This window comes from Periweissella cryptocerci (assembly GCF_004358325.1).
Classification (GTDB): domain Bacteria; phylum Bacillota; class Bacilli; order Lactobacillales; family Lactobacillaceae; genus Periweissella; species Periweissella cryptocerci.
Window position 1 is genome coordinate 2570184 of the sequence record NZ_CP037940.1, and the last position, 13224, is coordinate 2583407.

Below are 13224 nucleotides of genomic sequence, written 5' to 3' on the forward strand. Positions count from 1 at the left end.
AAATGAATAAGATTGGCAACTCCGTTAGTTAGGAATAATGCTCAAACAACCGAAAAATAGTTACAAACCACAAACCACAAACCACAAACCGCAGTAGCATGGGAAAAACAACGCTGAGAATCAATAGAATCGCAGTAATTCGATGATTGAAAAGTACAGATACGACAATCCTGCGCTAAAATAAATAGAACCAGGTCACCTACAAGATAGGTCAGTAGATCACGAGGAGCATTTTGTTCAGCGCTATTTTTGTTTCTAAGTACAGAATGTGATAAAGTCATTATAATTAAGAAGGTAGATACATTCGTTGATTACTTGCTTTATGTATATAGCAATATATTGAAATGGTACAACAAAACAACTAGGGGAAAGGTGCAAGTGATGAAACAGCACAAATGTGGGATTGTAGTAATTGTGTTCTTGTTGGCACTGGTGTGGTGGCAACCGAGCATTCACGCTGATGGTGAGTACAGCATTAACCGCCTAAAGGAAAATGTTCAAATTCATCCTGATGGCTCAGCCACCGTGCACTATCAGATTCGTTATGAATTCGCTGATGATATGCATGGGGTTTATGTGACACAAGCAACTGATAAGGGCGTTGATTTTGCTGAATGGACACAAGCAAGTATCAATGGCAAGCGCCAGGGGAAGTATCATGGTGGTAGTGCTGGTATGCAAATTGTTAATAGCAATAACGCAAAACAGCTCCGAATCTACTATCCAATTGCCGCAGACGACACCTTAAATGCGCAGTGGACTTATAAGCTTAATAATGTTGTCACCCGCTATCACGATGTGGCTGAAATTAATTGGCAGATTATTGGTGGACAATGGGCGGTTCCGTTGAAAAATGTTGATATTACTGTGAAACTACCCAAAGGTAAGCAGCAACATTTTGCGTATTGGACCCATAGCTTGAACACGGCCAAATTTACGGGTGATGCGAAAGCTGGGGTTTATCATTATACCGCAGCATCAGTGGCGGCAAATACACCAGTTGAATTGCATACGTATTTTGATGAAAGTACGGTTCCACAAGTGCCTAAAACTGCAGGGAATGGACAAGCAAAAATTATTGCACAAGAAGAACAAATCGCAGCACGTTTGCAACGTGCTAAACAACTACGGCTATGGATTCAAGTTGGTTTGGTGAGTTTAATGTTAATTGGCGCATTTTTGATTTATCGTGCAAAACGATTTTATGCTCATGCTAAAGCCAAAGCTGGATTGGTAATTACTGGTATTAATAATTATGAGTTGCCAAGTGAAAATGCACCGGCAGTTGTGCTAGCACAGCTAAACGGAAAACACTTTAGCTTAGATAAAGCTTTTAGCGCAACCATTATGGATTTATTGGCGCGCCATTACTATCGGTTGACAGACCAAACCAATTGGTCACAAAAACATTTTGAATTGACGCTGATTAAGAATGATGGGTTGACGTCATTTGAAAAAACGGTGACATTAATTTTATTTGGTAATACTGAAATTGGTGCCAAAGTTGATACGCGAACATTTAAGAAAACTGATAGTCGGGTAGTTAAACGACTGAGCGTGTATAAAGAAAAATTCAATAAAGACATCGAGAATGCAGCCCTACCAGTTTGGCTTCGCGATGAACGCGGTAATGTTAAATTTAAGTTGGCGTATCTGTTGGGATTGTTTAGCTTGATTGTATTGGTCGGGAGCCAGATTGCAATGTTAGTTGGATCGCCATACGTGGAATTTTATCCTTGGTTGGGCGTAGTTTTACTCGTAGCTAGCTTAGGCATATTGTTTGGAGTACTAGACTATCGCAAAATGGGGACAATCTATACGCCAACAGGGTGGTCTGAAGCACAAGCATGGAAAAATTTTGGCCAAATGTTACGTGAAGTCGGGCAGTTTGATTTGAAAAAAGTACCAGACGTTACCTTGTGGGATCGCTACCTCGCATATGCCGTTGTATTGAACGCAGCGGATAATGTTGCGAAAGCATTGCAACAATACCATGCCGATGATGCGAACTACACAGATGACTTTATTCCGACATACTTAGCGTACAATTTATTTAGTGTGTCTCTAATGAGTGACATGACAGGTTTGGACAGTGCTAATGCGCCAAAGGAATCAGCTGGTTTTGGTGTCAGCGGTGGCTCGGGTGGTTTTGGTGGTGGCTCAGGTGGTGGTGCATTTTAATGTGACCATCGTAGTGCAAAACGTACCTATGCTCGTAAAAAAACATAAAAACTTGCTAACTTATTAGCAGTGGGCTACACTAAATAGTAGAAAATATCTGAAGAAGAGGTAAGTATAATGAGTATTTTGGCACAATTAACCGACGACATGAAAGCAGCCATGAAGGCTAAGGACAAGGCAACTTTATCAACGGTCCGGATGTTGAAGTCTGCTTTACAAAACGAACAAATCAAGGAAGGCCACGATTTGTCTGATGAAGAAGAATTAACGATTCTTTCACGCGAAATGAAGCAACGTAAGGATTCAATGGCCGAATTTAAGGAAGCTGGTCGTATGGACTTAGTTGAACCTTTGGAAGCTGAAATCTTGGTTGTTGCTAAGTACTTGCCAGCCCAAATGTCAGAAGCTGAAGTTAAGCAAATTGTTGCTGATACAATTGCAGAAGTTGGCGCAACTTCAAAAGCTGATTTTGGTAAAGTGATGGGTGCTTTGATGCCTAAAGTTAAGGGTAAAGCTGATGGTAAGTTAGTTAACGAAACTGTTAAAGCATTGCTCGCATAATTTATTTGTAAAACATTTCAAGTCCGAGGGGTTATTACTACCCAGCGGGCTTTTTTTTGTTATATAATAAACATAGTATTAAGTTATTATGTCGTGGCAGTTAGAATGCGAGGTAAACGGATGATCAACAAATCAGGCGATACATCAGAGCAGAATTGCATTAACATGGAAGTTCAAGTTCGGACGCAGGCCGGATTAGAGTCATTTGATTGGGAAACTGATATTACTGAAGTTTTCCGCGATTTAGCGTAATTACCGCATTGAAGCCGTGTCCTCGTGATGCGGCTTTTTCTAATGGCGTTAATTTGTGCCGAGTGGATTGCTGATTATCTGCGTAGAATTGCAATAATGCGAATATTTTTTGCGTTACAGGGGCTAGTAGGTCGAAATTTCGGCTAAATTCGGGTACAATATAGTGAAGTATTAATAATCAAAACAATCAAAAAGGGGTTAATTATTTGGCAACAGGACAGATTCGACAATCACTAGCAGGATATTATGACGTTGTAACTGAAGATGGTGAAAAATACCGAACACGAGCCCGCGGAAATTTCCGGGATCGCGGAATTAAGCCACTGGTTGGTGACATCGTAGATTTTGACGTGAGTGATCACGATGAAGGTTACATTTTAGCGGTTCATGATCGCAAAAATAGCCTTGTGCGTCCACCAGTTGCGAATATTGACACCGCAATTGTAGTTACAGCGGCTGCAGAACCCGATTTTGCAGATAACTTATTAGACCGACAATTGGTAGCAATTGAAGAATTTAATATTCAACCAATTATTTATTTTACGAAGACTGATTTGTTATCACCGGAAAAACTCGCACATTTGCGCGAAGTTGGCGCCGGCTATACGAAAATTGGTTACCCAACTTACGTGCCTGATGATGCCTTTGCACCAGCAGGATTAGCGCAATTACAGGCGGAATTCACTGGCCGATTATCGGTCTTTATGGGACAAACAGGTGCGGGTAAAAGTACGTTGTTAAACCACATTTTGCCCGAATTAGCGTTAGAAACCGGTGAGATTTCGCAAGCTCTTAGTCGTGGGAAACACACAACACGGATGGTGGGCTTGCATGAAATCAATGGTGGCCTTGTCGCTGACACACCTGGATTCTCTTCATACGCGGTGTTTAACATGGAAGCTAATGAATTGACCCAGTACTTCCCAGAGTTTGATGAAGCGAGTCGTAATTGTCGTTTCCGCGGGTGTGTGCACATCAATGAGCCAGGCTGTGCGGTTAAGGCTGGTGTTGAGGCGGGTGAATTTATGCAATCACGCTATACCAACTATCTTGCTTTTTATGATTTGATTATTAACCAAAAACCAGATTACCGGAAAAAGAAAAAATAAGGAGTGTTTTATCTTATGTCTATCAAAGTAGCACCATCAATTTTATCTGCTGATTACGTAAACTTGCAACGCGATGTTGAATTGGTTGAAAAGGCCGGCGCCGAATACTTGCACATCGATGTTATGGATGGTTTATTTGTACCATCAATCTCATATGGTGCCGGTTGGGTTAAAGCCCTTAAGCCAGTTACTAACATGGTATTAGACGTCCACTTGATGGTTCAAAACCCAGAACGTTACGTTGATGAATTTGCAGATGCTGGTGCCGATATCATCGGTGTCCACTATGAAGCAACTCCACACATCCACCGTGCTTTACAAATGATCAACAACAAGGGTGTGAAAGCTGAAGTGGTTATCAACCCTGGTACTTCTGTTGATTTAATCAAGCCTATTTTACACATGGTTGGCCAAGTATTGGTTATGACGGTTAACCCTGGTTTTGGTGGCCAAAAGTTCTTGCCAGAAACTGTGGCTAAGATTCAACAATTAAACGATTTGAAAGCTGAACTCGGTTTAGATTACGATATCGAAATTGATGGTGGTGTTAACAACGAAACTGTTAAAGCTGCTTACAAGGCTGGTGCAACGGTTGCGGTTGCAGGTTCATACCTTTACGACAAGGTTGACCCTGCTGCTAAGGTTGCTGCGCTCAAAGACGCAACTAACTAATGAAAGGAAGGGGGTTTGGAACGAGTTATGTTCCAGCCTCTTTTTGATAATATGAAAAAATTAAATATTCTGGTTGGTGGTCCGGTTGATCAATGGCCCAGTGAATTAACCGCTGGTGCCGTGGTTGGCGAGTGGATTGGGGTTGATCGTGGCGCGTTTCGTTTACTAAAGTTAGGGATTACGCCCAAGGTAGCTGTTGGTGATTTTGATTCGCTTTCTGAGACTGAACGCGAATGGCTAACAACCCAAGTTCAAGATATTCGACGAGTTAAACCAGAAAAAGATGAAACTGATTTAGAATTAGCACTAACGATTGCTCAAAATGAATATCAGGCGGATGAAATTGTCATTTATGGCGCAACTGGTGGTCGCATTGATCATTTACTTTCGAATATTTGGATTTTTTCACAACCGCGTTTTCAACAATTCATCGGTAAAGTTAATTTAGTGGACCGTGGCAATAGTATTCGGTTTTATGCACCAGGAAATCATACAATTGTTAAAGAAGCCGATAAAAAGTATTTAGGCTTTATTAATTTGACGGCGGTGGAGCATTTAGATTTGGCGGATGAACGCTATGAATTGCATGATTGGAGTAGTCCAACACCGTACTCATGGTCTTCCAACGAATTCAAAGGCACGGTTAATCATTTTAGTTTTACTCAAGGTATTGTGATGGTAATTCAATCGAAGGACACCCAATATGGTAATTAAAAATACGCGGGTTAACTTTTGACGCGGGCACGCGATTGAAATGTAGATATAACTGCGTCAAAATAATTGCGGGAATTTCTAATGCTAAAAAAGGCACGCAACGTGGTATAATCATTGATGCAGTGCAGTTTTATGCACCAGTCGTATCGCTAGTGGCAAAAAAATTAGCTGTAAAGTCATTTTACTTTACACTTTTTTATTGCATTGTTGGCGTACGTCTGATAATATAATCGAGTAATGAAATTTAATTAAACGTGAATTTCTGAAATCGATAGTTAGACAGGAGGGTTATTCAACATGGCAACAGATGCAATTACTGGTAAGCACACTCGCTTCGGTAACCAACGCTCACACGCCCTTAACTCAAGTCGTCGTAGCTGGAAGCCAAACTTGCAAAAGGTTACTGTCCGTATCAACGGTTCAGCACCTCAACGAGTTTATCTTGCTGCTCGCACTTTGAAGGCAGGCTTGAAGAACGGTTCAATCGAACGTGTTTAAGCATTAACAAACAGGAAGTCACCGTTCGCGGTGGCTTTTTTGTTTCAATCGATATCATAAATGACTAGAAGTCACGAAAGTGTGATTGGGAGTTAGTCGAATTGCTTGTTTTATGGTAAAATTACCATATTCATGCATTTAATAGATAAAATAACCCTAGTCAAAATTTTAAGATAGTGATATTTTATGATGTTACTAGGGTGCTGAGGAGGATTTCTGATGGCTGTTAAAATCAAATCACAACATGGGACAATTGATATCAACAATGATGTTATTGCAACGGTTGTTGGTGGTTCTGCCACTGAACAATACGGCGTAGTTGGTATGGCTTCAAAAAGTGCCTTGCGTGATGGTTTCAATCAAATTTTGAACCGCGAAAATTACACAAAGGGTGTTGTTGTTCGTCAAGAAGCGAATGGGATTTCTGTCGATGTTTACATTGTTGTAGGCTACGGCACGAAAATTTCTGAAGTATCAAAGAGTGTGCAATCTAAGGTTAAATACAACCTAGATGCAATGCTTGGTGTTGATGCGAACGAAGTAAATGTGATTGTACAAGGTGTGCGAGTATTAGCTGACTAATATTCGTTTACCCTCTAGGAGGATAAGAGAAGTGGAAGTTGTAACGAAGATTACGAACGTAGAATTCGGATCAATGGTTAATGCCGCCGCACATAAGTTAACCGAAAACGCTGAAAAGATTAATAAATTAAATGTTTTCCCAGTTCCAGATGGTGATACTGGTACAAACATGTCGCTTTCGATGAACAGTGGCGCGCAGTATGAACGTGATTCATTAGATACAACCATTGGTGCGTTAGCGCAAGCAACTGCAAAAGGTTTGTTGATGGGTGCCCGGGGTAACTCTGGGGTTATCTTATCGCAAATTTTCCGTGGCTTTTCAAAGTCAGTTGAAGGTAAAGAAACTTTGTCTGCTCGTGAATTGGCTGATGCCTTCATGGCAGGTGCTGAAACTGCTTATAAGGCAGTCATGAAGCCAACTGAAGGTACAATTTTAACGGTTATCCGTGAAGCTGCAAGTGCAGCCAACAAGGAAGCCGCTAAGACTGATGATACCGTGCAATTAATGGGGACGACGCTTGAAGCTGCTGAAAAAGCGCTTGCTTCAACGCCTGATTTGCTACCAGTTTTAAAAGAAGTCGGTGTTGTTGACTCCGGTGGTCAAGGACTAGTATTTGTCATCCAAGCCTTTTATGAAGCCTTATCCGGTGAAATTTCAGCTGATGATATTTATATTCCTGATAACGCTGAATTAGAAGAAATGGTGCAAAACCTGCATGCTGGTGCACAATCAAAATTGAACCCCGCAGATATTGAATTTGGCTATTGTACTGAAATCATGGTTCAAATCGCTAAGGGAACTACTTACGACCATAACTTTGATTATGATGAGTTCTACGCTCATTTGGCTGATTTAGGTGATTCATTGCTTGTGATTAACGACGAAGAAGTTGTTAAAGTCCACGTGCACACTGAAGATCCTGGTGAAGTGATTTCATGGGGAACGCACTACGGTTCACTCGTCAAAGTAAAAGTTGACAACATGCGTGATCAACAACAAGCTGTGATTGATGCGCAACGTGATGAAGATCAACAAGCTGCCAAGGCAACACCAAAGGAAACTCCTGAAATTGCGGTTTTAGCAGTTGCTTCTGGTGAAGGCTTGAAAGAATTGCTCTTGTCATCTGGTGCAACTACAATTGTTGAAGGTGGCCAAACGAATAATCCATCAACGGAAGATTTCGTCAAGGCGATTGAAGCTAGTGGTGCTAAAAAGGCCATTATTTTGCCTAATAACAGCAATATCTTTATGGCTGCGGAACAAGCAACCCAAGTGGCTGATGTTCCAGTTGAAGTTGTCCACACACGGACGGTTCAACAAGGGCTCTCAGCGTTGTTTGCTTTTAACCCAGCAACTGATTTAGCGACAAATGTTGCCGGCATGGAAGAAAACATTAGCTTGGTAGTTTCTGGTTCAATCACAACTTCAATTCGTGATACCACACTTGGTGGTTTGGATATTCATGTTGGTGATTACATTGGAATTATCGACAAAGACATCGAAGTTGCGGCTGCTGATTTACAAGCTGCAAGTGTCCAAACAGTTCAAAAGATGGTTGATGACGATTCTGAAATCGTGACAATTTTCTTTGGTGAAGATGCGACTGAAGCTGACGCACAAACATTGGCTGATGCAATTACCGAAATTGATGATCAATTGGAAGTTGAAATCCACGAAGGTGGCCAACCAACTTATCCATTCTTGATTTCAGTTGAATAAGAGATAATTTATTAAAGTTCGCTAACACGCGGTTGTGTTGGCGGACTTTTTTGTCGATAATAACTACTCAAACAATTGTTCGTTTGGTATAATTAAACAAAGATAAAAAGGAACCGTGCGGGTATCCTTTTTCACTAAGCAAAAGGAGGGTTCGACCGTGACTGAAACTAAATCATTAAGCGATAGTATTGCGGTACTCAGTGGCGTCGGGCCAAAACGTGAGAAAGCTTTAAATAATTTGGGGATTTTTACCATTTATGACCTGTTGGAATATTTTCCGTTCCGTTATGACGACTTGGCAGCAAAGATTCCATCGCAGACTGCTGACGGCGAAAGAGTGACGTTTAAAGGTGTTGTCTCATCAGACCCGGTCCTTGTGCGTTTTGGTTTCAAGAAAGCCCGTGTGACGTTTAACATGCTGATTGAGCATGAAAATATCAAGGTCGCATTCTTTAACCAGCCATGGATTCAAACCCAAATCGAACAAGGGCAAGAAGTCGGCATCAATGGGACCTATGACGCTAATCGCCAAAGCTTAGCTGCAGTCAAGCTAATTAAGGCTGATGAGGATGCACTAGCCGGTATTTATCCAGCTTCAAAGGAAGTGCATGCTAAAACGATTCATGATTTAATTGAGCAAGCATTTGGTGGCTATCATCAGTATATTGAAAATTTATTACCCGCTAATTTACAGGAAAAATATAAATTGACGGATCGTTTAACAATGCTCCACGATATGCATTTTCCGGAAACACTTGAGGATGCTAAGGCCGCTAGACGCACGGCGGCTTTTGAAGAGTTCTTCTTGTTTCAGATGAATTTACAATTAGTTAAAATGGCCGACACTAAAAATCATGGGCGCGCAATTGAGTTTGATAATCATGCCGTGCAAGCATTCATCAGTACGTTGCCGTTCGAGCTAACCAATGCGCAAAAGAAAGTCGTTAATGAAATTGCGTTTGATATTAAGCGGCCAATTCACATGAATCGCCTACTGCAAGGGGATGTGGGTTCTGGTAAAACAGTTGTCGCGGCAATTATTGCGTATGCAGCGCACACCGCTGGGATGCAAACTGCGATTATGGCGCCAACCGAAATTCTGGCGCAGCAACATGCGAAGGGCTTTGGTAAGTTTTTTGAAGCATTCCCAGATGTGCGTGTGGAATTAATAACTGGTTCAACTAAGGTTAAGGCACGTCGGCAAATTTTGGACGATTTAATGAATGGCGAAATCGATATGATTATCGGGACACACGCTTTGATTCAAGATGATATTGAATTTCATAATTTAGGCTTAGCGGTAATTGATGAACAACACCGGTTTGGGGTTAAGCAACGAGCGACTTTGCGTGAGAAGGGGATGAACCCTGATATTTTAGCAATGACAGCGACGCCGATTCCGCGGACACTTGCGATTACCGCATATGGTGAAATGGATGTATCAATTATTGATGAACTACCAGCAGGTCGTAAGCAGATTCAAACTCGCTGGTTAAAAACGGATGCCTTTGATCAAGCGGTGAGCTTTATGAAATCACAAATTGATGAAGGCGCCCAAGCCTATGTGGTCACGCCCTTGATTGAAGAGTCAGAAGCGCTAGACGTGCAAAATGCGACCGCGATTTATGAAGATTTGGCACTGCATTTTCAGCCGGATATTAAAGTCGGCCTACTGCATGGTCGGATGAAAAATGATGAAAAAGCTGATGTCATGGCAAAATTCAAGGCAAATGAGTTTCAAGTCCTTGTGTCAACGACTGTGATTGAAGTTGGGGTCGATGTGCCCAATGCGACCGTGATGATGATTTTAGATGCTGATCGGTTTGGTTTAGCGCAACTGCACCAACTACGCGGTCGGGTCGGTCGGGGTGATAAGCAGTCGTATACGCTGTTGTTAGCTGATCCCAAGACCCAGTATGGTAAAGACCGCATGGATATTATGACTAAAACGAATAATGGTTTTGTACTCGCGCAAAAAGATTTAGAATTGCGGGGGCAAGGTGATATTCTGGGGAATAAACAGTCAGGGATGCCTGATTTTCGCGTCGGGGACCCTGTGGCTGACCTGAAAATGTTAGAAATTGCGCAACAAGAAGCAATTTATATTATTTCAGATCCCGATTGGGAGAGTGTTCAAAGTAACGCAGCTCTGGTACAATATTTATCAAATAGTCTGGCTAAATATCGGAATCTCGATTAAGTCACAAAAAAGGAAGTGTACTGCAAATACGGGCGACTTTGTCAGGTGGTTAGCGTGGCGGAGCCGGAAGTAACGGTGTTTGCATGCATTATGGAGATAAACAATCATGAAAATTGCAGTTGATGCCATGGGTGGCGACTTTGCCCCCTTGGAAATTGTTAAAGGTGTCGAATTAGCGCGTGACCAATTTACTGATATTGAATTTGAATTATTTGGTGACGAAAAACAAATCACAGCAATTTTGCAAAATAGTGACCGGGTTAACATTCATCATACCGATGTGACAATTGATATGGGAGAAGAACCAGTTAAGGCAATTCGACGTAAGAAGGATTCATCATTAGTATTGGCAGCTACGGCTGTGAAAAACGGTGAAGCCGATGCCTTCTTCTCTGCCGGAAATACTGGTGCCGTGTTAGCCGCCGGAATCTTTGTGATTGGTCGGATTAAAGGGATTGACCGCCCGGGGTTAGCGACAGTACTACCTAACTTGTCTGGCAAAGGTGATCATGAATATTTCGTGATGATGGACATGGGCGCAAATGCTGAATCTAAGCCAGCGCACTTATACCAATATGGCTTCTTGGGCGACTTTTACGCTGAGAAGATGTTAGGTTATACTAAACCGACTGTTGGTTTGTTAAACCTTGGGACTGAAGAAGATAAGGGTGATGCGGTTCACAAGGAAGCATGGCAATTACTTAACGGTTCCGATACGTTAAACTTTATTGGTAATGTCGAAGCCCGCGAATTGTTGAATGGGGCAGCTGATGTCGTAGTGACCGATGGTTCAAACGGGAATACCGCTTTGAAGGCCATCGAAGGAACGGCATTAACGATGTTGAAGATGATTAAAGCCGCCATCATGGAAAATGGGGTCACAGCTAAAATCGGTGGCGCCTTACTGAAGCCAGCTTTGAAGGGCTTGCAAGGCAAACTTGATTATAGTAAAGCTGGTGGGGCTGTGATTCTTGGTGTGAACGCACCAGTTGTTAAGACCCATGGTTCAGCGAAGGCGGAAGCGGTGTCAAATACATTTGCCCAGATTCACCAGATGATTACTAGTAACCTCGTCCCCGATATTCAAGCATACGTGGCCGCACACAAAGACGATTTAAGTGCAAAACAACTTGATGCTGAACAAGACAATTAAGAAAAAGGAAACCAGATAAAATGACTAAAGAAGATATTTACAACTCAATCGCCGATTCAATTGCGGAACAGTTTAACTTAAAGCGTGAAGATATTAAACCAGAATTAAATTTTTTGAAGGATATTGATGCTGATTCAATTGATTTCGTTGAATTAGTCCTCGACCTTGAAGACCACTTTGACATTGAAATTTCGGATGAAGATGCCGAAAAATTGATTACTTTGCAAAACACAGTGGATTATATCGCTGCCAAAAAAGGCATCACAGCATAATATTGTTTGACGCGAAAAACGGCTCTATTCCGTCTGACGTGGAATTTATAAAATGTGATGAGATGTATGATGACACTGCGCTAGATAAGTGTGAAATTATTGATTACCGCTAAACTTGCAGCGACAAGGATTACGGCATATTACTAGTCAGACTGCCTACTCAAACTAACGAAGAGGCTGGAACCGGTCTGGACTTTAGCTCGCACCGTGATGGCATAATCAGTAACGGGTTTCGTTACTGATTATGGATTTGTGAAGATGGTTACCGCGTTAGCGAACCAAGCTTCGCAAACATTTGAAGACCGCACTGTGGCTTCAAATGCTTGTCTTCCATCACGGTGTCCAGACTGGTTCCGGCCTCGTAGTGGGAATCAAGCTGAGACTCATATCCAAATTCAACGCTAGAAAAATTTTAGCCCGAAAAACCAGTGCTTAATTGTGCTGGTTTTTCTTTATATCTTGGAGCGCCATTTCGTGGGATTAAGTGCCTTAAAAGTACTGTAATGGGGTATAATGGAGAGTACGAAATTTATATAAATGGTGATTTAATCAAATCTGATGACCTGTGAATTCAGCGATTAAAAAAATCCAGTTAAAGGGGCAAGTTATGTTAGAAGAATTACAAGCACAGTTGAAAGCTGATTTTAACATTGCTTTTAATAAACCGACTTTGTTAGTCGAAGCATTTACGCAAGGAAATTATTTGAATGAGCACCCCCATTTTGGTGGGCGTGATTATCAACGCTTAGAATTCCTTGGTGATTCAGTGATGCAACTATCGACTGCTGAATATCTTTTCAAGAAATACCCACTTTGGGATGAAGGCCGGTTGACTGAATTGCGGATTGCCATGGTGCAAACCCGTTCATTTGCATATTTAGCCCGGGAACTTGCATTTGATAAATACATTTTGCTGGGTCATGGTGAAGAATTAAACGGGGCACGTAACCGTGATTCCTTGCTGGAAGATGTCTGGGAAGCCTTTATTGGTGCGTTATATCTTGACCAAGGCCACGCAACGGTGCAAGCATTTTTGCAACAACAAATGTTCAAAAAAATCGATGAAGGTTTTTTTGACCAGTTCATTGACTATAAGAGCAAGCTCCAAGAATTACTGCAAAAACGTGGTAGCGTGCAGATTAAATACCAAAAGCTCAGCGAGACTGAATCTGGTACTGACAATAGCCAAATTTTTAAAGTGGCCGTTGAAGTTAATAGGCAAGTCCTAGCGATGGGCAGTGGTTCCTCAATTAAAAATGCTGAAAAAATGGCAGCACGTTTAGCATATCAACAATTACAACAAAAGTAGG

General features: G+C 41.7%; 13 protein-coding genes. All 13 read left to right on the forward strand.

The window, feature by feature from the left end:
• The first annotated feature begins 381 nt into the window (after nt 1-381).
• The 13 genes from EQG49_RS11450 (at nt 382) to rnc (ending at nt 13223) form a co-directional block, all read left to right on the forward strand.
• Nucleotides 382-2181 (forward strand): DUF2207 domain-containing protein, encoded by a 1800-nt coding sequence (locus EQG49_RS11450; protein WP_133364099.1) that lies wholly within the window; start codon nt 382-384, stop codon nt 2179-2181.
• 117 nt (nt 2182-2298) lie between these two features.
• Complete coding sequence (locus tag EQG49_RS11455) at nt 2299-2742, forward strand: GatB/YqeY domain-containing protein (RefSeq protein WP_133364100.1); 444 nt, start codon at nt 2299-2301, stop codon at nt 2740-2742.
• A 120-nt stretch (nt 2743-2862) separates the two neighbouring features.
• A complete protein-coding gene (locus tag EQG49_RS14085) occupies nt 2863-2994 on the forward strand; it encodes a hypothetical protein (RefSeq protein WP_279232807.1) in 132 nt (43 codons plus the stop codon).
• Nucleotides 2995-3200: 206 nt separating this feature from the next.
• Nucleotides 3201-4103 (forward strand): ribosome small subunit-dependent GTPase A, encoded by a 903-nt coding sequence (rsgA, locus tag EQG49_RS11460; protein ID WP_133364101.1) that lies wholly within the window; start codon nt 3201-3203, stop codon nt 4101-4103.
• Nucleotides 4104-4118: 15 nt separating this feature from the next.
• Nucleotides 4119-4775, forward strand: a complete 657-nt coding sequence (gene rpe, locus EQG49_RS11465) for a ribulose-phosphate 3-epimerase (RefSeq protein WP_133364102.1) — start codon at nt 4119-4121, stop codon at nt 4773-4775.
• 51 nt (nt 4776-4826) lie between these two features.
• Nucleotides 4827-5489, forward strand: a complete 663-nt coding sequence (locus tag EQG49_RS11470; protein WP_133364587.1) for a thiamine diphosphokinase — start codon at nt 4827-4829, stop codon at nt 5487-5489.
• 297 nt (nt 5490-5786) lie between these two features.
• The gene (gene rpmB, locus EQG49_RS11475; RefSeq protein ID WP_133364103.1) at nt 5787-5987 is read left to right on the forward strand and encodes a 50S ribosomal protein L28; all 201 of its coding nucleotides are present in this window, start codon (nt 5787-5789) and stop codon (nt 5985-5987) included.
• Between the two features lie 219 nt (nt 5988-6206).
• Nucleotides 6207-6569 (forward strand): Asp23/Gls24 family envelope stress response protein, encoded by a 363-nt coding sequence (locus tag EQG49_RS11480; protein ID WP_133364104.1) that lies wholly within the window; start codon nt 6207-6209, stop codon nt 6567-6569.
• Nucleotides 6570-6600: 31 nt separating this feature from the next.
• Complete coding sequence (locus EQG49_RS11485; RefSeq protein WP_133364105.1) at nt 6601-8289, forward strand: DAK2 domain-containing protein; 1689 nt, start codon at nt 6601-6603, stop codon at nt 8287-8289.
• 115 nt (nt 8290-8404) lie between these two features.
• On the forward strand, nt 8405-10489 hold the full coding sequence (recG, locus tag EQG49_RS11490) for an ATP-dependent DNA helicase RecG (protein WP_279232808.1): 2085 nt from the start codon (nt 8405-8407) through the stop codon (nt 10487-10489).
• Between the two features lie 106 nt (nt 10490-10595).
• Complete coding sequence (gene plsX / locus EQG49_RS11495; RefSeq protein ID WP_133364107.1) at nt 10596-11642, forward strand: phosphate acyltransferase PlsX; 1047 nt, start codon at nt 10596-10598, stop codon at nt 11640-11642.
• Between the two features lie 20 nt (nt 11643-11662).
• On the forward strand, nt 11663-11914 hold the full coding sequence (gene acpP / locus EQG49_RS11500) for an acyl carrier protein (RefSeq protein WP_133364108.1): 252 nt from the start codon (nt 11663-11665) through the stop codon (nt 11912-11914).
• A 607-nt stretch (nt 11915-12521) separates the two neighbouring features.
• A complete protein-coding gene (rnc, locus tag EQG49_RS11505; RefSeq protein ID WP_133364109.1) occupies nt 12522-13223 on the forward strand; it encodes a ribonuclease III in 702 nt (233 codons plus the stop codon).
• Nucleotide 13224: the final 1 nt, after the last annotated feature.